Source organism: Actinokineospora auranticolor (assembly GCF_041897805.1).
GTDB classification, from domain to species: domain Bacteria; phylum Actinomycetota; class Actinomycetes; order Mycobacteriales; family Pseudonocardiaceae; genus Actinokineospora; species Actinokineospora auranticolor.
Window position 1 is genome coordinate 2,214,389 of sequence record NZ_CP154825.1, and the last position, 25,975, is coordinate 2,240,363.

Below are 25,975 nucleotides of genomic sequence, written 5' to 3' on the forward strand. Positions count from 1 at the left end.
TTTCCGGCACCGGGACCGGTCATGATCTCCCCAAGCCAGTTGCGGATTGTGGTCTGGAGGCGAGTGGATGTTCGGGGTCGATCGGCGCGCCCTGCGCCCGAGCCGCGGTCGCTACTGCAGGACCTTCGCCAGCGCCCTGCCGCCCGCCCGGTACCACCGGCCGACCCGCATGGGGCCGCAGCCGCTGAGGTCGACCTCGACGACGACGCGGTCGGGGCCGTACTGGAAGACCAGGTCGAACTGGGAGCCCCCCATGGCGGTGCAGGCATCGGGCCACGGGGCGGGCAGGTCGTTGATGGTCTTGACGAGTTCGGCGGTCTTCTCCCGGACCTCTCGGGCGGGCATCGTGTGCTCCGCCCGGGTGGCGCAGATCCACACCGTGTCCGGGGGCGTCGCCGGGAGCAGCGGGCCGGGTGGGCCGACTTGGTCGCGCCCGAAGTCCGGCTCCGGCGGAAAAGGAGCGCGCGGCGGCGGGCAGCCGACGCCCGGGGTCGGGATGGCCGGGTCGCCCGGGGCCGCCCCGGCGGGCTCGTCGCCCGCCCCGGCGATCACCAGGGCCGTGACCGCCACGACGGCCGTCGCCGCTGTCGCGAGCCACAGCTCGCGTTGTCGGCCACCGGCCACGGCAGGCTCCTTGTGTTGTCCCGCCACCACGGTAGCGCGATCACACCCCGCTCAGCGGCAGCCAGACCTGGAACCTGGTGTCGCCCGGCGCCGACTCCACCTTGATGTCCCCGTGGTGCTTGTTCACCACGATCCGCCACGAGATGTCGAGCCCCAGGCCCGTGCCCTCGCCGACCGGCTTGGTGGTGAAGAACGGTTCGAAGATCCGTTCCCGCACCTCCGCCGGGATGCCCTCGCCGGTGTCGCCGATCTCCACGACCAGGTCCCGCTCACCGTTGCGGAATGTCCGCACGGTCAGCGTGCCGTCGCCGTCCATCGCGGAGACCGCGTTGTCGATGAGGTTGGTCCAGACCTGGTTCAGCTCGGCGGCGTAAGCCGAGATCCGGGGCAGGCCGCGGTCGTAGTCCCTGACCACGCGCACCCGGTCGCCGATCTTGCCGCCCAGCATGACCAGCGTGGAGTCCAGCAGCTCGTGCACGTCGACGACCTGGAACGGGGCCCGGTCCATCTGCGAGTACTGCTTGGCCGCGCCGACCAGCGTCGACACCCGCGTGGTCGCGTCGGCGATCTCGTTCATCAGCATCTCGGTCTCGACCGTGTACGCCAGCCAGCGGATGGCCGGGTCGGCGACCGGCGACGGGCACTCGGCCACCGCCGTGGACAGCCACTCCACGTCCAAGCCGCCGCCGACCAGCACCGGCGCCAGCAGCCACGGGTCGGAGATGCCCCGGTCCTCCAGCCAGTCGCTGAGCTCGTCCTCGGCGTCGCTGGTCTCCAGCGCGCCCAGTTCCGGCGCCTTGGCGACCCGCTCCACCGCCGCTTCCTGGAGCTTGACCAGCGCGGGCAGCGCGGTCGGGTCGATGGCGCCGCCCGCCAGCATGGCCAGCTTGTGCCGCATGCCCGCCACCCGCTCGCGCAGCGCGGCCGTGGCCCGCACCGCCGCGGCGGCCGGGTTGTTCAGCTCGTGCGTCAGCCCGGCGGACAGCGATCCCAGCGCCACCAGCCGTTCCCGGTGCGCGACGACGGCCTGGCTGTTGCGCATGCCCCAGAGCAGGCCCTCCAGCAGGTGCATCGCCATCGGGAACCACTCGCGCATCACCGCGCCGAACTCGGTGGCGGGCAGCTGGGCGAGTCGCACGTCGGTGACCGCGCGGACCGTCATCTGGTAGGTGTGCCGCTCCTCGATCTCCAGGTATGCCTGCGTGGCACCGAAGTACGCGCCGCGCGTGTCGCTGCGGGAGATCTCCGGCTGGTCGCCGCCGATGGTGCGGTGCAGCGAGACCGTGCCGTCGAGCAGCAGGTAGAAGCAGGTAGCCGGGGCGCCCTCGGTGAGGATCTCCTCGCCCGCGGCGAAAGTCGTGGTCTCGACGTGTTCGGCCAGCCAACCGATCCGGTCGTCGTCGAGGCTCTCGAACAGGAACAGGGTGCGCAGCTCGTCGGGGGTCACAGCTTCTCCAGGTACCGGTGGACCAGGCTGACTGCCATGGCGCCCTCGCCGACCGCGGACGCCACGCGCTTGACCGACTCGGCCCGCACGTCGCCCGCGACGAAGACGCCGGGCACGGAGGTTTCCAGGTGATACGGGTCGCGGTCGGGATACCCCGCGGGGCGGCGGCCCCCGATCACCAGATCGGGTCCGGCGAGCACGAAACCCCGCCCGTCGCGGGAAAGCGTGCCGTCGAGCCAGTCGGTGCGCGGCGCGGCGCCGATGAACACGAACAGCCACGACGCGGGCACGACCTCGGACGCCCCGGTGCGGTTGTCGCGGATGGTGATGGTCTCGAGGTGGTCGGTGCCGTCGCCGCCGGTGACCTCGACGCAGGTGCGCACCTCGATCGCGTCGACGGCCTCGATCTGGTCGATGAGGTAGCGCGACATGGACCGGTCGAGGGAGTCGCCGCGCACCAGCATGACGACGCGGCGGGCGTGCCTGGCGAAGTACATCGCGGCCTGACCGGCGGAGTTGGCGCCGCCGACGATGTAGACGTCCTGGCCGACGCAGCTCGGGCCCTCGGTGGTGGCGGCGCCGTAGAAGACGCCGCGGCCGGTGAGGTCGGGCAGGCCGGGGGCGTCGAGGAGGCGGTAGGAGACGCCGGTGGCCAGGATGACGGTGTGCGCGGCGAGCTCGGTGCCGTCGGCGAACCGGACGACCCGGGCCGATCCGCGCGGTTCCAGCCCGACGACCTGGCGCGTGGTCAGCATCTCGACCGCGAACTTGGCCGCCTGCCTGCGCGCCCGCTCGGTGAGCTGCTCGCCGGAGACGCCGTCGGGGAAGCCGAGGTAGTTCTCGATGCGGCTGCTGGTCCCGGCCTGGCCGCCGGTCGCCATGCGCTCGACGAGCACCGTGCGCAGGCCCTCGGACCCGCCGTAGACCGCGGCGCCGAGGCCCGCGGGTCCGCCGCCGACGACGATGAGGTCGTAGAAGTCGGTGGAGGGGGTGGTCGACAGCCCGACCCGCGCGGCCAGCTCGCCGTCGGACGGCTCGACCAGCGCGTCGCCTTCCTCGGTGACGACCACGGGGAGCCGCGTGCCGTCCTCGCCCGCCGCGGTGAGCAGGCGGTCGCCCTCCGGGTCCTCGCCGAGCGCGTGCCAGCGGTAGGGGACGGAGTTGCGGGCGAGAAAGTCCCGTACAGCGTACGACCTGGCGGACCACCGGTGACCGACGACCCGGATCTGCCGGACGGGCCCGCGGTCGGCGGCGGACCAGGAGGTCAGCAGGTCGTCCAGCACCGGGTAGAACTTCTCCTCCGGCGGATCCCACGGCTTGAGCAGGTAGTGGTCGAGGTCGACGACGTTGATCGCCTGGATCGCCGCGTCGGTGTCGGCGTAGGCGGTGAGCAGCACCCGGCGCGCGGCGGGGAACAGGTCCATGGCCTGCTCCAGGAACTCGATGCCGCTCATCCTCGGCATCCGGTAGTCCGCCAACAAGGCGGCGACGTCCTCACCCCGGAGCTTGATCTCCCGCAACGCCTCCAACGCCTGAGCCCCGGACTCGGCCCGCACCACCCGGTACTGCTCCCCGTACTTCCGCCGCAGGTCCCGGGCGATGGCCCGCGACACGCTGGGGTCGTCGTCCACGGTCAGGATCGAAGGCCGCGCCACCCGAGGCCCCTCGGTCGTCGTCATGGGGCCAGTCAATCACCCGGGCGGACGACCCGGAAACCACCTCATCCCCAACGGGTGCACCAGCGGCGTTGTTTCGTCCTTTGTGGATGAAATCGGTGAGCTGGCTCGCTGGTTCGACAACACTGGGTGATACCCGGCAACTATTGGTTGATGAGACCGGGATCACCGACCGAGCGACGTGTCGCATCGGTTCTTGTGGACCGGTCCAACTGTCGCTTGAGAACAGTCGGGCCGTTCGGTTGAGCCAATTCCGGCATTGGTCGGTGGGCTGGTCGAGGCTATCCGGTCGGACATTCCCCGTCCTGTCAGGTACGCCCGGCCGGGTTGGGTTGTTCCGCTCGGATGGGGTACGCGAGTGAGCGAGTTTGTGGGAGTATCAGTTGGCATTAGCGCGATCGAGCAGCCGCCGCGCACATTTCGTTGGCGGTTGTTTCCGCGCGCGTGCGCACGCTCGTGCGGTGTCGCGTAACGCGGACAACCGCGACACCGATGCGGGGGAGGGCGAGATGTGCCGGCAGGACCGGGTCGGCCTGTCCCCAGGAGCCTCGACGAGCGGTCGGTGCGCGCGGACGGCGAACTCGGAGGGGGCACGATGAGCGACCGCCCGGAACGAGTGCTGACCAAGCCCGAGTTGCTGCGCGCGATCGGGCACCAGCTCAGGACCGCGAGGGAAAACCTGGGGTGGTCCAGACAACAATTGGTCGCGAAGCTGGAGACCGGGGTGCACGCGCAAACGGTGGCCACCTACGAACTCGCGATCAGGCAGTGCTCCATCGGCCGGTTCGTCGCCATCTGCGAAGCGCTGGGTTTGAACGCCCCGTACGTCCTCGAGACCGCCATTCGGTTGGCGGAGGCCGACCCGCATCACATGGTGTGCGCGGTCGACCTCCGCGCGGTCGTCCGGGATCGCGACCCCGCCTTGGAACCAATGCGCCGTTGGGCGCGTACCCAGTTGACGCGGGATCCGGATTCACCGGTGGTGCAACTGGAACCGAAGCTCGTGGCCGAACTCGCGATGTTCTGTGGACTTTCCCAGGCGGACCTCTTCAACCGGATCACCGGTCGTTCCGCCGCGCGGGAACTCGACCAGCCCTGAGCCGTCCTCAGCGGACTGCCGTCGACTCAGAAGTGGCTCCACCAGGCGACCGAGGTGGGGACGGGCTGTTCCTTGGCGGTGAAGGTGCACGTCACCACAGCGAACGCGAGGATCAGGGCCGCGAACAAAGTCGCGCCACCCAGTTTTCGGTACAAGAAATCCGCCTTCTCAGACAGTGCGAACGCGTCGCGACCGGGGTTGTCCATCCTCCGGGCGTCGCATAGACGCGCCGGTGACGCGGGCTATGGTGCCGCCCTCGATGGGGTGAGTCAACCCATGGTTATGCTGTAGGCGGTTTTTGGTGCACTACTAGGTGTGAGAATTGCTCGTATAGTGCTGTTGATCAGCGACGAAAAGCGAATAAATCGCCGATTGTAGAAAGATAATATCTCGATCGAGTGAAGTGTGTGGCGGATTGTCGCGGGATTGGCGGCATCACTTCAGTGGTTGAGTGCGCTCCGGCCACTCGATCGGCGTCCCTCTTGTGGTGGTATTGAGTTCGGAGGGTAGCGTCGAGAGTTTGGTGTTAACGGCCTGCCGCCGCGCCGGATCGCTCATGGACTTGTACAGCGCGGACGCCTCCGACCAGGCCGTTCTCGCCTCATTCGGTCTGTCCAGGTCGGCGACAGCGTCCCCGAGGGCCTCGAGACACCGCGCGAGCAAGGGGGCGTGCCGGATCTGTCCCGCCAGCGCGATGGCCTGCCGCGCGTGCTGTTCCGCGTGGCGCGCCGCGCCCCGCGCGCGCTCGACCTCGGACAGGGCCAGCCGGATCTCCACGATCGCGGGTGCGTCGTGGGCCGATTCGGCGGTCCGCAGCGCGGTGGTGGTGTAGGCGACCGCGTCGTTGTGCTCGCCTCGAACGGCCCAGACCGCGCCGATACCCGCGAGAACCCGCGCCTGGGCCGATTCGTCCCGTGCCTCCAAGGCGTGGTGCTGCGCCTCGCGGAGGTGGAGCAGCGCTTCGTCCAACCTCCCCGTCGCGCACAGCGCCACGCCGAGTTGTTGGTGCGTCCAGCGCTTGGCCTCGGTGTTGCCGCTCGCACGAGCGAGGTCCAGGCTCCGCCGCAGGAGGGGGACAGCCTCTGCGGGCGAGCCGAGCAACAGTGCCAACCGGCCCAACTGGAAGTGGATCACACCGCGGGCGCGGTGATCTTCCGCTCGGTCCGCGTACTCGAGCGCACGGTGCAGGCAGTGACGCGCGTCGGTGAACTGCCCACGGGCCATGTAGGTCAGGCCCAGGTCATTGGCCGACGACGCCTCCGCCTCGTGGTCCCCACCCGCACGTGCCGCGGCGACCGCTGTCTCGAGGGCGGCCCTGGCGTCCTCGCTGTAGCCGTGTCGCTCGAGGTACGTGCGCACCGCGTGGGGCAGTCGCCAGGCGTAGTCGTGGTTGGCCGTTTTGACCGCGAGGGCGATGGCCGACGTCAGGTTCGTGTGCTCGTCGCGGAACCATGCCCGGGCGGTGTGCGGTTCGGTGAACCCCACGGGGGAGATCTGTGGTGCCGGGTCCAGCGGCGGTCCCGTCGCGTGGTCGGGGTACAGGGTTTCGTGGGCGGCGGTGGCGGAGGTCAGGTAGAAGCTGAGCACGCGACGTTCAGCGGCTCGGCGGTCGGGCGGGGACTCATCGGTGTGCGCGAGGGTGTGGGCGCATTCCTTGAGCAGGTCGTGCAGGCGGTAGCGGTCGGGTGCTTCGGTGCGTTCGAGCAGGTGGGCGCCGACCAGAGCGGAGAGGTGGTCGCGGGTTTCGACCTCGGGGCGACCGGAACAGGACGCCGCCGCGGCGATCGCGAACTCGCGTCCGGGGTGCAAGCCGAGCAAGCGGAACAGTCGTTGTGGACCTTGTGGCAACCTGCGGCAGGTCGCGGAGAAGGCGGTCTGGGGCGAGAGGTCGCCGTCGGCGGTGAGTCCGAGTTCGAGCAGGATCCGCGCGGGATCGCGTTGTGTGCTGGAGCGCAGATGGCGGTAGTCTGCGATGTGGTGCGCGGCAACGGTGAGGACCAGGGGCAGGCCGCCACAGAAGCGCACAAGCTCCTCGCACAGGTCGCCGTACATCCGTGTCTCGCTGCCGAGGTGCACTGCCAACAGTCGCGAACACTCCGCCGTGGACATCGGGTTGATGGTGATCCTCTTGGCGCCGTAAGAGGCGCACAGCGTGGTCAACGTCTGCCTGCTGGTCACCACGACCAAGCCGTCCGCCAGCAGGGGCAGCAGTCGCTGGACGTGTTCGGAGTTGCGTGCGTTGTCGAGTACCACCAATGTGCGGCGGTTCGCGAGCGTTCGCCGCAGGGCCACCTCGCGGGAACGCGGTGTGGCCGAGAGGACCGGCTCCTCGCCGAGACCCGCGAGGAGTTCGTCCACAACGGACGCGTGGGTCAGTGCGGGCTCCGAGTCCGCGGCGAAGCCGTTGAGGTCGACGAACAGGTCACCGTCCGGGAACCGCGCGCGCCATCGGCGTCCCCAGTGGACCGCCAGGGTTGTCTTCCCCACGCCGCCCATACCTTCCAGCACGACCACGCCGGGTATCGGGTTGCCGTCGTGGTCGAAGGCGGCGGCATCGAGTGCCGCCAGCTCCTGTGCGCGGCCGATGAAGTCGCGGATGCCGTGCCGGAGCTGCCGGATCGGGAAACCGGTCGCTCCGTACGCGACAGCGGCGGTACCGCTTTCCTTCGCGATGAGGCTGTTCTGGTGCTGCCGCAGGTGGTCGGCTGCTTGGTGCTCACCCGCCTGCCGGAGCGCGCGGTGGAGGTCGAGGTAGTACTCAGCGGCCTCCTCGTTCCGGTTGAGGGCTTGTAGGGCGGTGAGGCGGAGTTTGTGGAAGGTCAGGTTGTCCGGACTGTCGGACTGGAGGTCGTCGAGGAGGGGGAGGGTCTCGCCCGCCCGACCGAGTTCGACCAAGGCGCCGAGCCGAGCCGCGTGGGTCGGGGTGAGTTCGTTGCGCTCGAAGGCTGTGCGCCAGGCGTCGGCTTTGCGGGAGTGCAGGTCCTCCAAGGGCCTGCCGCGGACCAGGGCCAGCGCGGCCTCGGCGAGGCGGATGGCCTCGGCTGGATCGCTTTCGCGGGATCGTTGAGCGGCGGTCGACAGGTCGCGGAACTGGAAGTAGTCGATTGCCCCCCGCGTGGTGTCCAGCAGGTACGCGCCTGACTTGGCCTGCAAGTGGGCGTGGATCGGCAGCCGTTCGAGGCGGGTGCGGATCTGGGTGGCGTACTTGTGCAGGGCACCGTCCGGTTTGCGGGGGCGGTCGTCGTCGCCCCAGATCCAGTCCAGCAGGGTGGCCACGGGCACCTTGCGGTTGGGGTGCAGCAGCATCGTGGTCAGCAGCGCCCGGGGTTTGGGGTAGCTCCACCTCGCCTCGAGGACTCCGTCCAGGCGTAGGGCGGTGGGGCCGAGGATGCCGAATGCCGCTTCCACCAGCTTCACCTCTCGACCGGTCCCCCCGGACACCGTTGGTTTGGAGCAGCGAAATGCGCTGGGCGCCGGGAGGAAGTGTAGTGACTGTGTCTTGGCGCACACACTGAAAGGCAAGTGAAAGTCAGCCGCTTGGACGAACGAAATCCGGGTGGTTCGAGCGCGCTTCCCACGTTCGGCCTACGCCGTTGGTTCCGCGTTGTCAGCCTTTTGACGCAGGTGTGGTGCAGGAAACGAGAGTTCGGCTCAGGACGCTGGTTAGCGCCGGTCTGCGGCATAACAAAGTGCGGAGGCGACAATGGCAACGCAGAGTTGGATTCGCGGCCCGATGGGTTTGGGGGCCGAGCGGCGGATTACCCGGTGCGGCGCCCGCCGGGTGTTGGTGATGGTCCCGACGATGACCGCCGGGAACCGGTTGCTCGACCTGCTCCCGGTGCTCGACGGCGACCACCGCGTGCAGGTCGTGTTCACCGTCCCGCGCGAGGACGACACCACGTGGCACGGGGTGGACCGGTTCGTCGCGGGGCTCGGGGGACTGGTCGTGCCGTGGGGGCAAGCGGTGCGGCACGAGTGGGACGCGGTGCTCGGCGCCAGCCACCGGGGGATCGCGCAGGTGCACGGGAAGCTGCTCCTGCTCCCGCACGGCGTCGGGGCGGTCAAGTCGCGTCGGCACAGCAGGAAGGGTGGGCAGGTGAGTCGGGAGACGACCGGGGTCGACCGGGAGTTGCTGACCTATCGCGGCCGTTTGCTGCCTGCCGCGTTGGCCATTCCCACAGTGGCCGAGATGGGATTGTTGCGGCGTAGATGCCCAGAGGCTGTGGGTGTCTCGTTTTTGTCAGGAGATGTGTGTTTCGACAGCCTGCGCGCCGGTGTGGAGTTCCGCGACCGATATCGCTCGGCGCTCGGTGTCGAGTCCGGGGAAGAGTTGGTGTTGGTCAGTTCGACCTGGTCGCCCAATTCGCTGTTCGGGCGGTGTCCGACCCTCTACGATCGTTTGCTCGCCGAGCTTTCCGGTACCGGGACAAAGGTGGCCACCGTATTGCATCCCAACATCTGGGCGGTGCACGGCGAATGGCAGATCCGTTCCTGGTTGGCCGGGGCGGTCGCAGGCGGGCTGCTGGTCGTACCCCCGGAGCGCGGCTGGCAAGCCGCCACCGTCGCCGCCGACGCGGTGGTTGGCGACCACGGCTCGACCACGACCTACGCCGCCGCGCTCGGCAAGCGGGTGTGCCTGGCCACCTGGCCCGAGGGGCACCTGCGGCCCGAAAGCCCGGCCGCCGCGCTGCGCCGCGCGGTGCCGCTGCTCGACCTCGACCGGTCCCTGCGCGACCAGCTCGCGCACGTGCCGCCGGTGGCCGCCTCCCGTGTGGTGCGCACGGTTTCCGGTGTGCCCGGTGGAGCGCACGCGCGGTTCCGCAAGGTGCTCTACCGGTTGCTCGACCTGCCGGAGCCCGCTTGGCCCGCGGCCACGCCGATCCCGTTGTCCCCCAGGGTGTCGTGATGACCGTGATCACGTTGACCCGCCTCGCGGAAGGGGTGCACATCGCCCGGTGGTCCACATCGGCCCTGGGTGTGGGTGACGCCTTGGTCGTCCGCACCTGGGCCGCGGCCGAATGGCGCGGCATCGCCGATGTCCTGGTCGGCGCGGGCGAGGACGCGATCCGCCAGGCCGTCGCGGCTTATGTGTCTGATTTGGGCATTCGAGTGAGCCGTGCGCGCACCTCGTCGACTCGCGGGTCTTGGAGCTGTTCGTAGAGGTGCGCGGCGCGTGCCCAGGAAGCGGCGGCGGTGGTCGGATCCTCCGCCGCCGCTGCCACGTCGCCGTGGTGGACGAGGATCTCCGCTTCGTACTGCGGGGATTCGAGTTCCTGGATCGAGGTCAGGCACTCCGCCAGGATGCGGCGGGCTTCCTCGGTGTCACCTGCTCCCAAATGGACGGTGGCCAGCAGTGTCATCGCCTTCGCGTACTGCGCCTGGTCGCCGAGTTCGGCCATGGCCGCGGCCGCCGCGGTCAGCTCCTCGACGGCCCGCTCCGGCCGGTCGAGCCGGGAGTGCAACTCGCCGAGGCGCCTGCGGGCCAGTGCGACGCCCCGGACCCGCCCCAACCGCTCGTGCACGGCCCGCGCGCGCTCGAAGTACCCGACCGCCGCGTCGAGATCCCCGGTCTCCCGGGCGATCCGCCCCAGCTGGGACAGCGCGGTCGCCTCCGTCGGACCGTCGCCCGTCGCCTCGGCCAGGCGCACCACCGCGTGGCTGTGCGCCTCCGCCTCCGCGTAGGAACCCGTCTTGGCGTAGGCGAAACCGGCCTGGGTGTGCAGTCTGGCCTCGGCGAGGCGTTCGCCGAGGCGGTGTGCGGCGGCGATTCCCTTGAGCTGCATGTCGATCCACTCGCCGTAGCGGCGGGTGTGCAGGAAGTGGCCCCACTGCGCCTCGCACAGCTGCCACACCAGCTCGTCCCAGTGGTGGCGGGCGGCGGTGTTGACCGCGGCGCGCAGGTTGTCGCGTTCGGCACCCATCCAGGCCATCGCCGACGCGCGGTCGGGGAAGGGGTCGCCCGGTCGCAGGTAGCCCGGTCCCAGGTGTTCGCGCAGGGGGTGGATCACCAGGTCGGCGGCCACCGCGCGGCCCAGGTACCACTCGACCATGCCCCGCTCCTCGCGGTCGGCCGCCGCGGTGTGCCTGGCGTGCAGGCGGATCAGGTCGTGCAGGGCGAAGCGCTCTTCGGTCGGCTCCGCGACCATGTTGGCCTCCACCAGGTCGTCCAGCGCGTCGGCGACCCGGTCGGGTTGCCACCCCAGCGCGCCCGCGACGGCGGGTACGGTGAACTCCCGGCCCGGGTGCCAGGCGCAGCACCGGTAGACCTCGACCGCGTCGCCGTCCAACTCGTCGCGGGCGTGGTCGAGCACCACGGCGACGGAGGTCTCCGCGTCCAGCTCCAGCCCGCGCAAGCGGACCCGCTCGTCGCGCAGCTCCCGCACCTCCCGCGACAGGGTCCGACGACCGCGCGCGGCCAGGCGGGCGCCGACCACCGCCAGTGCCAGCGGCAGCCCGCCGCACAGCCGGGTCAGCTCCTCGGCCGCTTCCGGCTCGGAGGAGACCCGGTCGACGCCGAGCACGGAACCCAGCAGCCGCAGCGCCCCGTCCGGTGGCAGCGGTTCGACCGGCAACCAGCGCGCGCCGTCGAGGGCCAGGCCCGAGAGCCGCGACCGGCTGGTCACCAGGACCACCGAGCCCGCGCCGGTGGGCAGCAGCGCGCGGACCTGGGTGGCGCTGAGCGCGTTGTCCAGCAGGATCAGCAGCCGCAGGCCCGCGGTCACCGAGCGGAACAGGGCGGCGCGGCGGGCGGGCTCGACGGGGATCTTCTCGGCGGGCACCGACAGCGACAGCAGGAACCACTCCTGCGCGTCGGCGGCCGACACCGGGCCGCCGGTCGCGTCGGTCAGCTCGGCGACCAGCTGGCCGTCGGGGAACCGGTCGCGCGCCGAGCGCGCCCAGCCCGCGGCGAGCGTGGACTTGCCGACCCCGCCCATTCCGGTCAGCACGACCAGCGCGGTCCCGCCTGCGGTCAGCGCGTCGAGCTCGACCAGCTCGGCCTCGCGGCCCGCGAAGACCGCGGGCACCGGCGGCAGCTGGTACGGGATGCCGAGGTCGGCCTGCTCGGCGTGGAAGTTGATCGCGCCGACGGTGCCCGCCTGCACCACCTGCCCGGACACCTGGCCGGGGACCGCGTTGTGCACCGCGGATCCACGGTCGTCCACACGGCCACCCCCGCTCGTGTCGGCTACCCCCGTTCCTAGTCGCTTTCCGGGGCCCCGGCATATACACCGGGCCCGGATTCCACCCGGTTGTCGCAGGCAGGCGCTTCGCGGGCGCGCCGCACTGGTCCGGACCAACGCTTCGGTTGTCCAGCATTTGTCCGGAATTTTCCAGTGCTTGTACCCGATGGTGAACTTCCCCTCAAGTGGCCGATCGGGATATGATCGGTACGTGCTCGACCTGAATCAGGTCGAGCGGGGGGAAGGTATGGAGGCGAGTGGTCGTGGTTGAAATGGGGTGTGGAGTAGGCATGGAGGAGCGGTCGTGGTTGACGATGGTTGGCGCAAGCGGATCGTAGGATGTCGGTCTCGTGACCTGCGAGGACCGGCCTGGTCGTCGCGGAGGTCACGAAACGACCAGGCCGGTGCTCGTCATTCTTCGCTTGCTCCATAAATACAACTGCTCGTGGTTCGACCAGTGGATCGCCAGCCGGGGGGCTGGCTTTTTTGTTGCGCGAAAACGCCCGTGAGCTGTGATTTCCGGGGGGCTCCGGTTCTTGTGGAGTGTCCACCGGGGAGGTTGGGGCGGTATGTCCGGTCCCGCGTCCGGGGTGCCCGTGGTCACCCTTGCTCTGTGGCAACCAACTGCTTAGCCTAGCTAAGTGATTGGAGTCCAGAGGTGGACAGCAGGACGGAACCGGGGCCGCGCTACAAGTGGGTCGCGTTGTCGAACACCACGCTGGGGATGCTGATCGCGACGATCAACTCGTCGATCGTGCTCATCGCCCTGCCCGACATCTTCAAGGGGATCGGCATCAACCCGCTGGAGCCCGCGAACACCGGCTACCTGCTGTGGATGATCATGGGGTTCCTGGTGGTCACCGCCGTGCTGGTGGTGAGCTTCGGGCGGCTGGGCGACATGTACGGCCGGGCCCGCATGTACAACCTGGGGTTCGCGGTGTTCACCGTGTCGTCGGTGCTGCTGGCCGTCACCTGGTTCAAGGGTGACGCCGCCGCGCTGTGGCTCATCGGGTGGCGGGTCGTGCAGGGTGTCGGCGGCGCGTTCCTGATGGCCAACTCGTCGGCGATCCTGACCGACGCCTTCCCCGCCAACCAGCGCGGCATGGCCCTGGGCGTCAACGGCGTCGCGGCGATCGCCGGTTCGTTCCTCGGCCTGGTCGTCGGCGGCGTGCTCGCGCCGGTCAACTGGAACCTGGTGTTCCTCGTGTCGGTGCCCTTCGGCGTCGGCGGCACCATCTGGGCGTACCTGAAGCTGCGCGACACCGGCGTGCGCCACCACGCGCGGATGGACTGGTGGGGCAACCTGACGTTCGCGGTCGGGCTGGTGTCGGTGCTGGTCGGCATCACCTACGGCATCCAGCCGTACGGGGACGCGCAGACCGGCTGGGGGAGCCCGCTGGTGCTGTCGTGCCTCATCGGCGGCGCCCTCGTCCTGGTCGCCTTCGTCGTCGTCGAGCGGCGCGTGGACAACCCGCTGTTCGACCTGTCGCTGTTCCGCCTGCGGTCGTTCACCTGGGGCAACGCCGCCAACTTCGCCGCGTCCCTCGGCCGCGGCGGGCTGCAGTTCATCCTGATCGTGTGGCTGCAGGGGATCTGGCTGCCGCAGCACGGGTACGGCTACGAGCAGACACCGCTGTGGGCGGGCATCTACATGCTCCCCATGACGGTCGGCTTTCTGGTGTCCGCCCCGACCGCGGGCATCCTCTCCGACCGCATCGGCAGCAGGCGCCTGGCGTCCGGCGGGTTGCTGGTGACCGCGCTGTCGTTCGGGCTGCTGATCGCGCTGCCGGTGGACTTCCCGTACTGGGCGTTCGCGGCGGTGTTGGTGCTCAACGGGATCGGCATGGGGATGTTCTCCTCGCCGAACCGCGCGGAGGTGATGAACAGCCTGCCCCCGCACGCCAGGGGATCCGGCTCGGGCATGATGACCACCTTCCAGAACACCGCGATGGTCCTGTCGATCGGCTTCTTCTTCAGCCTGATCATCGCGGGCCTCGCCACCTCGCTGCCGGGGGCGCTGCGCACGGGGCTGGAGGCGCACGGGGTGTCGGCGGGGTCGGCGGAACAGATCGCCGGGTTGCCCGCGGTGGCGGTGCTGTTCGCGGCATTCCTCGGCTACAACCCGATTCAGCAACTGCTGGGCGACCAACTCACGACGTTGCCGCACGAGCAGGCCGCGTACCTGACGGGCCGGGGCTTCTTCCCCAGCCTCATCTCCGGCCCCTTCGCCGACGGCCTCGCCATCGCCTTCGGCTTCGCGATCGTGCTGTGCGTGTTGGGAGCGGTGGCGTCGTGGTTGTGCGTACCGAAGAAGCTGCCCACCGACCACGAGTCCGTCGGCGCCGAACTCGCTGCTGCGGCGGGGGAGCGGGTCTGACTACGCGGACGCGCCGATGAGGTGGGTGGCGGCGGCGTCGGTGTCGCGGATCTCGTAGTACCCGGGCGCCGTGGTGACCGAGTGCGCTGCCACCCAGTCCCGCGCGTCCAGTGGCGGTCTCGGCGGTGAACCGGGCGCCGTCGAGGAACACGGCGGCGAACTCGCGGGCGAAGACGGTGTCGTGGTCGGCCGCGATCAACCGCACCAGGCCGAAGACCTCCTCCTCGGCGAGGACGCGATCGATAGTCCGGGCCAGATCGGGGTTCGACGGGTCGAAGTGCGGTTCGAGCACGAGGTCCCGCGCACCGCGGGAGGTGCGGCCGTGCTCGCGCAGGAGGTCGAAGGCGCAGGCCAACTCGACGACGACGACGCCCAGCCGGACGAGCCGCCGTGCGGTGTCGGGCTCGCGGTCGACGCCCGGGCCTCGTGGCGGATGCGGAAGATCGTGCGCAGGAGCCGCGTCTCGGTGGTGTGCGGCCAGGTGAGGGCGGCGAGCCGTTCGCGCGCCGGGAGGGCGGCGAAGTCTTGGGCAGAGGCCAGGATCGAACCGCTCGCCTGGCGGATTCCCCGCGCGGGCGCGGGCTGGACCGGCACGGGTTCGGGTGCGTCGGTGCGGCCGAAGCGGAAGAGGAACCCGGCGAGCCGCCGTTCGGGTGGGTCGGCGCGGGCGAGGTCGTCGAGGTCCGTGGCCTTGAGTGGTCCGGTGACCAGGACGCAGCCGTTCGCCCGGCCGCGAACGTCGAAGGTCGGGCTGGTCACCACCCCTCTGACCGGGGCAGCCGCCGCAGCCGGCCCCCGGTCAGCCCGTGCGTCGCGTTCGCCCCACGCCGCAGGCCCCTGGTCGATCGCCGCCCGCAGGTAGTCGCGCCACTGCTCGGTGACGATGCCGCCTTCGTCGCCGCCCACACGGCGAAGATCACCTCGGGAACGGCGCGGGTGGACGGTTGCCGGGCGGAGACTCCGTTATGCCCCCGCGTCGCGTTCTGCCGCGTCGAGGACGGGGTCGGTGAAGCGGCTGATGGGGATGAGCAGCAGCAGGGTCAGCGCGCCCGCGATGGCGAAGACCGGGCGCAGGCCCAGCCACTGGGCGAGGAGGCCGCCGGTGGCCGCGCCGAGGGGGATGGTGCCCCAGGCGACCAGGCGGTAAGCGCTGTTGACGCGGCCGAGGATGTGGTCCGGGGTGATGCGTTGGCGGAGGGAGACCAGGATGACGTTGGACAGCATGATGCCCACGCCGCCGATGAAGAACCCGGCGCCGACCAGCCAGGGGTTGGGGGTCAGGGTGGGGGCGGCTATCGAGAGGGCGATGACCAGGAACGCGGCCAGGATGGACCTGGAGCGGCCCAGCGCTCGCTCGATCGCGGGCGCGGCGAAGGAACCCACCAGGCTGCCCGCGGCGGAGGTGGTCAGCAGGATGCCGTATTCCGTCTCCGTCAACCCCATGGCCCCCACCGCGTACAGGACCAGGACGGCCATCCGGGCGTTGCTCGCGAAGTTGCTCACCCCCACCGCGATCGCGAAGGTGCGCAACAGGTTGCGGTGCCACAGGAACCGCAGGCCCTCGACGATGTCCGCGCGCATGGTGGCGCGGTGGGTGCGCGCCGGTCGGTAGTCGCCGCGCAGCAGCAGGAGGGCGCCGATCGCCGCCACCCACAGCCCGGCCGGGGTGGCGAAGGCGACGAGGGTGCCCGCGCCCGCGAGCAGACCGCCCAGCGGCGGGCCGACGAACTCGTTGGCGGTCATCTCCACCGCGTACAGCCGGGCGTTCGCCCGGGACAGGTCCGCGCGCGGCACGACCTGCGGGACGATCGACTGCGCGGACGTGTCGTACAGGGTCTCGGCGACCCCGACGCAGAACGCGATGGCGTAGAGCACCCAGATCGACCCCGCGCCGAAGGCCAGCGCCGCGAGCAGGGCCGCGCGCGCCGCGTTGGCCGCGAGCATGGCGTGCCTGCGGTCCAGCCGGTCGGCCAGCGCGCCCGCGGGCAGCGCGCACAGCAGCCACGGCAGCGCGGCGGCGAAGCTGACCCCCGCGACCAGCACCGGGGACCGCGTGTAGTCGATCGCGACCAGTGGCAGCGCCACCTTGAACACGCCGTCGGCGAGGTTCGACAGCGCCGACGAGGTCCACAACCGCCAGTAGCTCACCGGCGGAGGATGACACATCCACAATCCGTCGGGGTGCGGATCGCGGGGAACGGGGGCCGCGGTGTACCCCCAGAACACCGCGGTACCCGCTCACCCGGTTCTCCAGTGTCGGCCGGGCGGGCGCGCGGCGCGACCTCAGGGAGGTGGACAGAAAGGGGTCATTTTGGGAACCGCGGGTCGCGGCCGCGCGTTCCCCGGACGTGGGCTGGTTGTGGGCTGTGAGTCTGCCTGGACTCGTCGTGCTGCTGGTGGTGCTGGCCGCGGTCGAATCGGCCGGTACCCGGCTGCCGTGGCGGCGCGGCAAGGGGACGCCGGTGGCGGCCGCGGGGTTCGACGAACTGGGCGCGGTGTTCTCCGGCGGGAAGCGCGAGGAGATGGAGTACCGCAAGATGTCGCTCGTGCTCCGCGACGACGAGGACGACGGCGCGCCGCCGCGCGGTTCGGTCGACCTCGACGGGTTCGGCGTGCGGGTGGTGCTGCCCGAGCGGGACTAGGGCTTCTCGAAGTGCTGGTAGTCGATGGGTGAGGTCCAGTAGCCACCCCAGTCCCAGTCGCGGCCCTCGAACGCGCGGACCGTGTGGTCGTCCGCGTGGATGAGGCCGGGGTCGGTGCGGGTGCGGTCCACGTACGGGGCGCCGTTGGGCGGGTACACGGTGCCGCTGCCGGAGATGTACGGGTTGCGCACGGGGTTGATGTCGATCGCCCGGCCGTACGAGTGGTTCGACCACTCGGTGCCCCCGGTGATCGGGCGGCAGTTGAAGGCGGACGTGTTGTTGGCGGCCATCGACCTGTCGTCGTCCGCGTCGTACTTCTCCACGGTCTCCATGCGTTCGACGGGGTACCGGTGCCGGTAGAGGTCGCCGAAGATCCGGACCACCTCGACGGCGACGTCCTTCGCCACGATCAACTCCCCGCGGTGGGTCCGGCCGTCGAATCCCCGGGTCGTGAGGGTCACCAGGCGTAGATTTTCCGGCGGGACCGGGCAGCCGGGGCGCCAGCTCGCGCCTAGCCGCTCCTTGCTGACCGGGAAGATGAAAGCCAGGTACGGTGCGGTGGCCGCGGCGGGTGCCGCGGTCGCGAGCAGGAAAGCGGACGTCAGCAGTGCCGTGGCCGGTTTCCGCATCACGCCTCCTTGGTCGGGTGGGTCCTTGAGCGTACCCGGCCGCGGATTGTGACTATCCACTGTGGAATGCAATGGGGTAGAAGGTCCCGACGATCCGGGCCGGGTGCCCGGTACCGCGGTGATCGCCGACCCAACAGGGTTGCCTGCGAGGAGGCAACCATGCCGGGTGAGCCATTTCCCGTCGACGCGGCGATCGCGCGGGCGGTGCGCGCGGCGGGGCGGGTGTCGTCCCCGTACGGCACGCGACCGTGGCGGTTCGTGGTGCTGGAGCGGCGGGTGGGGGTGAAGCTGGACCCCGACCGGGTGCTGCGCGTCGCCGACCCGCACGGCCAGGGCGCGCGGGTGGCCTGCGGCGCGACCGTCTACGCCCTGCGGCTCGTGCTGGCCGTGACCGGGTGGTCGTCGTCGGTGGCCGTGCTGCCGGACCGCCGCGACCCGGACCTGGTGGCCGAGGTGCGGGTCGGTCCCCGGCACCGCACGACGGCGGAGGAGCGCTCCCTCGCGCTGGCCGTGGAACGCGGCGGCGGCAACCGCTGGCCCGTGCTGCGCCGCGCCGTCCCCGAACCCGCCAGGGCCGCCCTGGCCAAGGCCGCCCGCCTCGAAGGCGCGCGGCTGCACCTGATCGAGGACCCCGACGACCAGGCCACCGTAGCCGCCGTCATCCGCCGCGCCGACTTCCTCCGCAGCCGCGACGACGAGTACCGGGCCGAACTGCGCGCCCGCCAAGCCCGCGAAGAGGGCACCTACGGCCTCGACACCATCGGCGGCGGCCCGGAACCGCTGCTGGCCGTGCTGACCACCCCCACGGACACGACCGTCGACCAGGTCATAGCGGGCCAAGCCCTGCAACGGGTGCTGCTCGAAGCCGACATCGCGGGCCTGGCGGTGTCGTTGCTGCCGCGCCCCGTCGAACTACCCCAAACCCGCTCCGCCCTGCACACCACCACCGGCGCCACCCCACACGCCGTCCTGCGGATCGGCTTCGGCCACGGCTCAGGCCCAGCCCCCCGCCGCGCGGGCAGCGAACCCGGCCGCGCGGTCACCGGCTTCTCACCGCTGGGCTGAGGTATCCCCGGATCGGGTGCTTTCCTTCCACACCCGCCACTCGCGCGTCGCCGAACCTTGGCCTGACCTGGAGTTTCGTCGGATCTCGGTTATCCACATCCTCGGCGACCATCCACAGCCCGTCCGCACTCCCGTTCCCACCGCTCCACCCCGAATAGACTGGAACAGGGCCGTCCCCCAGAGGATAGGGCGGGGGCTGCCCGGGTGGCAGCGGTGGGTGTTGGCGGTGGGTGTTGCGAGCGCGAGGCGCGGCGGTGGGCGTGGGTGTGCGCGTAGCGCCTACCCCAGCGGTACCTGCCACCGGAGCACCGTCCCGCCGCCGTCCGTGGAGGTGATTTCGCAGCGGCCGTGGCAGGCGGCGGCTCTGCGGTCGATGTTGTCCAGGCCGCTGCGGCGGCCGGTCGACGTCACCAGGCCGACCCCGTTGTCGCGCACCTCGACGGTCAACGAGTCCGCCGCGCCGACCGTCACCGTGATCTCCGACGCCCGCGCGTGCCGCACCGCGTTGCTCAGCGCCTCGCGCAGGACGGCTACGGCGTGCTCGCCGATCTCGGCGGGGACCAGGGTGTCGATCGCGCCGGACATCGACACCGCCGGGGAGACCGCCGTCCCCGCGCCGACCTCCGCCACCACGTCGAGCAGGCGGCGCCGCAGGCTGTTGGCGTCCTCGCTGGTGGACTGGAGGTCGAAGATGGACGTGCGGATCTCGCGGACCGTCTGGTCCAACTGCTCCACCGACCGGTGCACGCGGTCGCGGGCCGCCGGGTCGTCGATCCGGCGCAGGGTGCCCTGCAGGCTCATGCCCGTCGCGTACAGCCGCTGGATCACGTGGTCGTGCAGGTCCTGCGCGATCCGGTCCCGGTCGGCCAGCACGTCCAGCAACCGCTGCGCGCGCTGCTTCTCGGCCAGTTCCAGGGCCACCGCCGCCTGACCGGCGAACGACGCCAGCAGCGGCGTCTGGTGCACGCTGAACGGCCGCGCCCCCTTCTCCCGCGCGGCCAGCAGCACACCCCCGGCCGTCCGCAGCGGAACCACGACCGCGGGCCCCAGCGACCCCGCGTGCGTACCCAACTCGGCCGCCAGGTCCGCGACCTCGCGCGGTTCCTCCTCCGCCAGCACCGCCTCGATCAGCGGCGCGAAGGCCGCCACCTCCTCGTCGCCGAGCAGGTCGCCGACCGTCCCGGTGGCCGCGCCGACCCGCAGCAGGTCCCGGGTGGCGTCGTCGACCAGCAGGATCAGCGTGCAGTCCGCCCCGGCCAGCTCCAGCACCCGCCGGGCGATCAGGTCCAGCGTCTCGCCCTGGGACGCGCCCGCCAGCAGTTGCGTGTTGACCTCGCCCGCCGCCGTCAGCCACCGCTCGCGGTCGCGGGTGCGCTCGAACAGCCGCGCGTTCTCGATCGCCACGCCCGCCGCCGCGGCCAGCGCGCTGACCACGGCCTCGTCGTCGGCGGTGAACTCGGTGCTGCCGCGCTTCTCGGTCAGGTACAGGTTCCCGAAGATCTCACCGCGCACCCGCACCGGCACACCGAGGAAACTGCCCATCGGCGGGTGGTTCTCCGGGAACCCGACGGACGCGGGGTGCCTGGTCAGGTCCGGCACCCGGATCGGCTCGGGGTGCTCGATCAGCAGCCCCAGCAGACCGCGCCCCTCCGGTAGGTGACCCATCCGCGAGCGGGTGCGCGAGTCGATGCCCTCGTACACGAAGCGGGACAGCCCGCCCGCGTCGCCGAGCACGCCCAGCGCGCCGTAGCGGGCGTCGACCAGCCCGACGGCCGCGCGCACGATCCGTTGCAGGGTCGAGTCCAGCTCCAGGCCCGCGCCGACCGCCATGACGGCGTCGAGCAGGCCCTGGAGGCTGTCCCGGGTGTGCATGAGTTCGCCGAGGCGTTCGTGCAGCTCGCGCAGCAGTTCGTCCAGCCGCAGGCCGGACAGCAGTGGCGCGGCGCTGTTGGTCGCCTGCTCGGTGTCCTGTCGCTCCATCTCGACTCCCGCATCGTCTGGCCCGCAGGAGCGTTTCACGGCTGCCCTCGCCGGGCAAACAGCCGACCGGATGGTTCACCTGAACCACACGGCCGTCCTACTGGGGACTACGGCTGTTCGGCCCGTGGCCGCACGACCGCGACCGGGCACGGCGCGTGCCGGATGAGCGCCTGGCTGGTCGACCCGAGCAGCATCCCGGCGACGCCGCCGCGACCCCGCGAGCCGACCACGACCAGCGCCGCGCCGACCGCCTGGTCGAGCAGCAGCCGGGCGGGCCGCGCCCTGGCCACCAGCGGTTCCACGGCCACCTCGGGGAACTTCGCCCGCCACGGGTCCAGTCGGGACGTCAGCAGCTCGGCGGCGCCGCGGGCCAGCGGCTCCCAGTCCAGCTGTGCGTAGCCGGCGGCCCGGGCCGCCTCCAGCACCACGTCGCTCCACGCGTGCACGGCCGCGACCGACGAACCGGAGGCCTTGGCGTACTCGAAGGCGAACGCCAGCGCCGCGTCGTCGGTGTCGCTGCCGTCCACACCGACCAGTACGCGCCCCTCGAGCGACGGGTGGTCGCCGCGCACGACGACGACCGGGCAGTGCCCGTGCGCGACGAGCGCGACGGCGGTGGAACCCAGCAGCATCCCGGAGAAGCCGCCCAGGCCCCGCGAACCGAGCACCAGGACCACGGCGCCCCTGCTGGCGTCGCGCAGGTGCGCCACGACGTCGCCCTCCAGCGCCTCGGACCGGATCTCCAGGTCGGGCTCCTCGGCCGCGGCGGCGTCGACGGCCCGGTTGAGGTTGTCCTTGGTCTGCGCGCGCAGCCCGGCGAGCAGCTGCCGACCGTCGACCAACGTGTCCGGGTAGCCCGCTATCGGCCACGGGTGCACCGACACGACGCGCAGCCAGGTGCGCCGCCGGGCGGCCTCCGCGGCGGCCCAGCGCACGGCGTCCAGCGCCGACTCCGAGCCGTCGACCGCGGCCAGGACGGGCAACTCGGTGCTCATGCGCGGACCTCTTGGACGGCGTGGACCTCGGCGCGGACCACGCCGGGGACGGCCTCGGCGAGGACGCGGGCGATGTGGCGGTCACCGGCGTCGTCGAACCGGTCGGTGATCTCGGCGGCGCCCCCGACGACCCGGACGGTCCAGCGGGTCGCCCCGCCGAAGACGGCCAGCCGCCTGCGGACGTCGGTCTCCAGGTCGTGGTCGGAGCGGGCGAGCACGCGGATCAGGTCGCCGCGGGTGACGACCCCGACGACCTTGTCCCTCTCCACGACGGGCAGGCAGCGGTGCCGGTCGCGCAGCATCACGCGGGCCACGGCGGCGACGTCGGTCCCGGCGGCCACGGCGGCGGCGGGGGCGGTCATCACCTGGCCGACCAGCTCAGGTGGCGCGGCGGCGGACTCGTCGACGGCGGTGCGGAACTGCGGGTCGACCGGGAACCGGCCGCGCAGCACGTCGGCCTCGGTGACCACCCCGGCCAACCGCCCGTCCGCGTCGACGACCGGCAGCGCGGTGAACCCCTCGGCGGCGAACACCTGCGCCACCCGCTTGACCGGGGTGTCCGGGCGCACGGTCACCACCGGGCTCGACATGATCTCTCTGGCTCGCATCAACGCTCCTCACTGGGGTTGCCTCCACGCTAGGCCGGGGGAAGACCGCCGCGCCGCCGTCCGAGGTCCCGCCCGCACCGGGACCTTCGCCGCCCGACCCAGGACTCCCGCCCACACCTGATCGGGTGATCACACCCGCGACCGGACACGGTCACAGGTCCGGTGGCGCGTTGCGCTCGCCGGTGTCCGCCCCGGACGGCGACAGTTCGCCGCGGAACCGCTGTCCGCACTGATCGGGTGATCGCACACCTGCCGTGACTCACTCGGGGGCAGTCGTCCGCACGCCCGAAATCGAGCGCGGGCCCCGACCTCGGTGGGTGCGGAGAGGGCGGCGAGGAAGAGCGCGCGTATGAGTTCGCGGGTGCCGGTGCGGGCCGGGTGTTCGCCCTGCTGGAGGTGTCGGACGGTCACGTGACGGTGCGATGCCTGCGGAGGCGGTCAGGTGCGCCGAGCCTGCGAAGCCGGGGGCGTCGCCGATCTCCGGCAGGATGCGGGTGGCGGGTCCTGACGCCGATGCCGGGGGCCGAGGTCAGGACCCCGGCGAGAGGTGCGTATCGAGTGTCCCTCAACTTGGTCTTCGGTCTGTCTGCGTTGGGCGAGAACGGTTTTCAGACCGTCGGCCAGTCGTGGCAGGACGGTGTGCGGCTGTGCCCGGGACCGCGGCGGTCTGTTCGTCGAGGGCGGCCATGAATGCCTCGACCAGCTTGAGGCCCATACGGGAGGCATGGACCCGGCGGGTTCGCGTCGCCCGGCTTGGCGATTCCCGCAGGTCCGCCGCATTCCAGGACGGCCGAGTGACTGGTCCTGGGTCCGATGGCGCGTTCGAGGGCGGGGCGGATGCAGGTGGCCGATCCCCCGCGCGGTTGGTGATGTGGGTGGTCTTGTCGGCCAGGTCGTCATCGCCGAACTCCCGCCCACGCCTGACCAGGTGATTACACCTGCGGCCCGCGTTGGCGCGCCTCCTGGTGGCGTCCGTAGTCCGGCGGGCGCGACGTTGTCCACCCAATGCCGCCCGGGCGAAGAGTTTTCGCTGCCAGGCGGGTGACTCCCGCCCGCGCTGATCCGGGTGATCGCACTGGCCACGACCTCACTCGGGGGAGGCCATCCACACACCCCGAATCGAGCGCGGCCCCCTTGAGATCAAGACCCAACACCCGGCCGATAAACCGGAACGACCGCCTCGCCCGCAACTCCCGCGAGATCATCTCCCGCTCCTCGGCACTCAAACTCACCCGACACACCACGACATGATCTCCGATCACTCACCCACGAAGATCACCTCATACCCGGTGCATCGACCAGTTGAGGTCAAGCCCCGCCCTCCTCTGGGGGGACAGCCCTGCTCCAGTCTATCGGCCACGGGGTGGCGGGGAGGGTTCGCGGAAGTCCTGTGGACAGGCACGGACCATGTGGACAACCGGAGTCATCCGGTTGTCCGGTCGGCGCGGCCTGCCCGGCATCGGTGGCCGAGATTCGCAGGTGACCTACAACCTTGCGTGATGCCGTTGTCCACATACCCCAGGGGCATCCACAGGTCCCGGGACGTTGCCGCGTTCCGACCCCAAGCCGGTAGGCGCACACGGCATGGGGCCACCGCGGTCGCGGTGGCCCCATGCCGAAATCCGTTGCGGCTCGGTCAGTTCTGGCCGCGGCGGAGTTCGGCGGCGAGGACGGCGGCTTGGGTGCGGCGTTGCATCTTCAGCTTGGCGAGCAGGTGGGAGACGTAGTTCTTCACCGTCTTCTCCGCCAGGAACATCCGCTCGCCGATCTCGCGGTTGGTCAGGCCCTCGCCGATCAGGTCGAACACCGTGCGCTCTTGGTCGGTGAGTTCGGCGAGGGGGTCGCTCTGGGAGCGTTCGCGGCGGATGCGGTCGAGTAGGGCGGAGGTGGTCTTCGGGTCCAGCAGCGATCCGCCCGCGCCCACGGTCCGCACGGCCGCCACCAGGTCGGTGCCCAGGACCTGCTTGAGCACGAACCCGGACGCGCCCGCCAGGATGGCCTCGAACAGGGCCTCGTCGTCGGCGAAGGACGTCAGCATCAGGCAGCGCAGGTCGGGCAGCGCCGACCGCAGCTCGCGGCACAGCTCGACGCCCGTGCCGTCCGGCAGCCGCACGTCCAGCACCGCCACGTCCGGTGTCACCGCGGGTACCCGGACCAGGGCCTCCGCGACCGAGGCCGCCTCGCCGACGATCTCCAGGTCCGGTTCGTCCAGCAGGTCGGCCACCCCTCGGCGGACGATTTCGTGGTCGTCGACCAGGAAGACCCGGATGGTCATGGTGCCCCCGCCTCCAGCGCAGTGCGTTTGTCGTCGCACCCAACTGTAGGCCCTGTCCCGGGACCTCTGCCTGCGCCGGCTGGCCGTACGGGCCCGGGACTTTGGTCCTTCAGCGGGTCGGTGGTTCGACGGTTTCCGACAGCGGCCTGCGCGGTGTCCGGGGTAACGCCTGGGCGGGGGCAGCGGCCCAGCCGACGCGCAGCACCAGCTGGGGGACCATCGCGTCGTCGAGTACGCGTTCGCGGAGCAGGTCACGCGTTCGGGGGATCTCGACCGGCTGAGACAACGGGCAGGTGGCCAGGCGCAGCGTGGTGGCGGCCAGCAGCACCGCGCTGGTCGCCTCGCCCGCGCGCAGCCGGGACACCCGGTCGTCGGACGAGGTGCCCAGGACCAGCAGCTCGCCAGCCCCGCCACCGGTCGCGCGGTCGTGCTGGGTGAGCAGCGGTGCGGAGAAACGCCTGGTCACGAGGTCGCCGTAGCGGGTGTCGCGGACCGTGTTGGCTGCCGGGACACCGTCGTCGGACCCGGCGTGGCGGCCCGTCCACACGGCCAGTTCGGTGCGGTAGTCGCCGTCGGCGTCCTGGTGCGCGTCGGCCTCGGCGATCAGGCGGGTCAGCGCCGTTCGGGTGTCACCCGACAGGTGGCGGGCCAGGACGCCGCTGCCGCCCGCGGCCAGGACCAGTTCGTCCAGGTGCTCGGCGCGGACCGGCCAGGCCGCGTAGGCGCGCCGGTCGCTGCGCCTGCGGGTCACGGCGGCGGCGCGGACGATGTCGTCCCTGGTGGGGGTGGACGGGGACACGGTGACGGTGGCCAGGTGGTCGGGCAGTTCGGGGTCGGGCAGCCTGCGCACGTGCGCGGTCCAGCCGAACGCCGCGAGCGCCACGACCAGGTGGTGCAGGGCCGCGCCGCAGCTCAGCAGCAGGTCGCGCCCGTCCGGGTCGGTCGCGGGCAACCGCCGCGACTGGTCCGCGTACAGCCGGATCTCAGCGCGCCCCACCCGCCACCGCCACGGCTGCGTGTTGTGCACCGACGGCGCGCAACACGCCAACCGCAGCGCGGTGTGCACGGTTTCGCGGTCAGGAAATCCGTGCGCGCCGGGCCGGGTGGGCACATCGATCCGCGGAACAGTCATCGCATTCCCCTCATCTCCCGCCATCCCGGCGCTCCCGTCTATCCAGAGTCGACGCCGGGAGACGGTCGGCCACAGTGCGGGAGGTCCCGAGCGGCAGGGACCTAAGAGCCTGCTGGCGCCCGCCGCGGCGCCCGAGCCCGCCCCGCTCGCCCGGTTCGTCCCGGTCGGCGGGCGGATTCAGCCCGTTGTCCACAGGCCCGGCTGGGCCACTTCTACCTGCCCGTCGTCGCGAATAGAGGCTTATT

General features: G+C 71.3%; 19 protein-coding genes. 5 read left to right on the forward strand and 14 right to left on the reverse strand.

Features of this window, described 5'->3' with window-relative positions; translation table 11 throughout:
• Nucleotides 1-111 precede the first annotated feature (111 nt).
• The 3 genes from V5P93_RS10300 to V5P93_RS10310 are packed head-to-tail and all read right to left on the reverse strand — an operon-like array spanning nt 112 to nt 3,726.
• Nucleotides 112-624, reverse strand: coding sequence for a hypothetical protein (locus tag V5P93_RS10300; protein ID WP_104483155.1), 513 nt, complete (start codon nt 622-624; stop codon nt 112-114).
• A 40-nt stretch (nt 625-664) separates the two neighbouring features.
• Nucleotides 665-2,071 (reverse strand): sensor histidine kinase, encoded by a 1,407-nt coding sequence (locus V5P93_RS10305; protein ID WP_104483154.1) that lies wholly within the window; start codon nt 2,069-2,071, stop codon nt 665-667.
• Entirely contained in the window at nt 2,068-3,726 is a 1,659-nt protein-coding gene (locus tag V5P93_RS10310) for an FAD-dependent oxidoreductase (RefSeq protein WP_219824195.1), read from the reverse strand. The genes V5P93_RS10305 and V5P93_RS10310 overlap by 4 nt, the downstream gene beginning before the upstream one ends.
• Nucleotides 3,727-4,381: 655 nt before the next feature.
• On the opposite strand from V5P93_RS10310, the gene V5P93_RS10315 reads away from it, so the two are divergent.
• A complete protein-coding gene (locus tag V5P93_RS10315; protein WP_245931754.1) occupies nt 4,382-4,846 on the forward strand; it encodes a helix-turn-helix domain-containing protein in 465 nt (154 codons plus the stop codon).
• 26 nt (nt 4,847-4,872) lie between these two features.
• Here V5P93_RS10315 and V5P93_RS10320 read toward each other — a convergent pair whose 3' ends face one another.
• Entirely contained in the window at nt 4,873-5,052 is a 180-nt protein-coding gene (locus tag V5P93_RS10320; protein WP_104483152.1) for a hypothetical protein, read from the reverse strand.
• 229 nt (nt 5,053-5,281) lie between these two features.
• Entirely contained in the window at nt 5,282-8,254 is a 2,973-nt protein-coding gene (locus V5P93_RS10325; RefSeq protein WP_146108377.1) for a tetratricopeptide repeat protein, read from the reverse strand.
• Between the two features lie 394 nt (nt 8,255-8,648).
• Here V5P93_RS10325 and V5P93_RS10330 point away from each other — a divergent pair, with 394 nt between their 5' ends.
• The gene (locus tag V5P93_RS10330; protein WP_245931753.1) at nt 8,649-9,752 is read left to right on the forward strand and encodes a hypothetical protein; all 1,104 of its coding nucleotides are present in this window, start codon (nt 8,649-8,651) and stop codon (nt 9,750-9,752) included.
• A 178-nt stretch (nt 9,753-9,930) separates the two neighbouring features.
• Here the strand turns inward: V5P93_RS10330 and V5P93_RS10335 are convergent, their stop codons facing one another.
• Nucleotides 9,931-12,009, reverse strand: a complete 2,079-nt coding sequence (locus tag V5P93_RS10335; protein ID WP_104483149.1) for a tetratricopeptide repeat protein — start codon at nt 12,007-12,009, stop codon at nt 9,931-9,933.
• Nucleotides 12,010-12,751: 742 nt separating this feature from the next.
• Between V5P93_RS10335 and V5P93_RS10340 the strand changes: the two genes are divergently transcribed.
• Nucleotides 12,752-14,404 (forward strand): MFS transporter, encoded by a 1,653-nt coding sequence (locus V5P93_RS10340; protein WP_104483193.1) that lies wholly within the window; start codon nt 12,752-12,754, stop codon nt 14,402-14,404.
• Between the two features lie 195 nt (nt 14,405-14,599).
• Here V5P93_RS10340 and V5P93_RS10345 read toward each other — a convergent pair whose 3' ends face one another.
• Both V5P93_RS10345 and V5P93_RS10350 read right to left on the reverse strand, forming a co-directional pair.
• Nucleotides 14,600-15,310: a hypothetical protein gene (locus tag V5P93_RS10345; RefSeq protein WP_104483148.1), complete on the reverse strand. Its 711-nt coding sequence runs from the start codon at nt 15,308-15,310 to the stop codon at nt 14,600-14,602.
• A 57-nt stretch (nt 15,311-15,367) separates the two neighbouring features.
• Entirely contained in the window at nt 15,368-16,552 is a 1,185-nt protein-coding gene (locus V5P93_RS10350; protein ID WP_245931752.1) for an MFS transporter, read from the reverse strand.
• Between the two features lie 218 nt (nt 16,553-16,770).
• Here V5P93_RS10350 and V5P93_RS10355 point away from each other — a divergent pair, with 218 nt between their 5' ends.
• Nucleotides 16,771-17,046 carry a DUF6191 domain-containing protein gene (locus V5P93_RS10355; protein ID WP_219824192.1) on the forward strand — a complete coding sequence of 92 codons (276 nt, stop codon included), beginning with the start codon at nt 16,771-16,773 and terminating at the stop codon, nt 17,044-17,046.
• On the opposite strand, the gene V5P93_RS10360 is transcribed toward V5P93_RS10355, so the two are convergent.
• A complete protein-coding gene (locus V5P93_RS10360) occupies nt 17,043-17,675 on the reverse strand; it encodes a M15 family metallopeptidase (protein ID WP_104483145.1) in 633 nt (210 codons plus the stop codon). The genes V5P93_RS10355 and V5P93_RS10360 overlap by 4 nt on opposite strands.
• Before the next feature lie 159 nt (nt 17,676-17,834).
• Between V5P93_RS10360 and V5P93_RS10365 the strand changes: the two genes are divergently transcribed.
• The gene (locus tag V5P93_RS10365; protein WP_104483144.1) at nt 17,835-18,740 is read left to right on the forward strand and encodes a nitroreductase; all 906 of its coding nucleotides are present in this window, start codon (nt 17,835-17,837) and stop codon (nt 18,738-18,740) included.
• A 279-nt stretch (nt 18,741-19,019) separates the two neighbouring features.
• On the opposite strand, the gene V5P93_RS10370 is transcribed toward V5P93_RS10365, so the two are convergent.
• The 5 genes from V5P93_RS10370 to V5P93_RS10390 form a co-directional block, all read right to left on the reverse strand.
• A complete protein-coding gene (locus V5P93_RS10370; RefSeq protein WP_104483143.1) occupies nt 19,020-20,720 on the reverse strand; it encodes a GAF domain-containing protein in 1,701 nt (566 codons plus the stop codon).
• 107 nt (nt 20,721-20,827) lie between these two features.
• Nucleotides 20,828-21,715, reverse strand: a complete 888-nt coding sequence (locus V5P93_RS10375) for a universal stress protein (RefSeq protein WP_104483142.1) — start codon at nt 21,713-21,715, stop codon at nt 20,828-20,830.
• Nucleotides 21,712-22,323 carry an HPP family protein gene (locus tag V5P93_RS10380; RefSeq protein ID WP_104483141.1) on the reverse strand — a complete coding sequence of 204 codons (612 nt, stop codon included), beginning with the start codon at nt 22,321-22,323 and terminating at the stop codon, nt 21,712-21,714. The genes V5P93_RS10375 and V5P93_RS10380 overlap by 4 nt, the downstream gene beginning before the upstream one ends.
• 1,636 nt (nt 22,324-23,959) lie before the next feature.
• Complete coding sequence (locus V5P93_RS10385; protein WP_104483140.1) at nt 23,960-24,598, reverse strand: response regulator transcription factor; 639 nt, start codon at nt 24,596-24,598, stop codon at nt 23,960-23,962.
• Between the two features lie 109 nt (nt 24,599-24,707).
• Nucleotides 24,708-25,730: an NAD(P)H nitroreductase gene (locus V5P93_RS10390; protein WP_104483139.1), complete on the reverse strand. Its 1,023-nt coding sequence runs from the start codon at nt 25,728-25,730 to the stop codon at nt 24,708-24,710.
• Nucleotides 25,731-25,975: the final 245 nt, after the last annotated feature.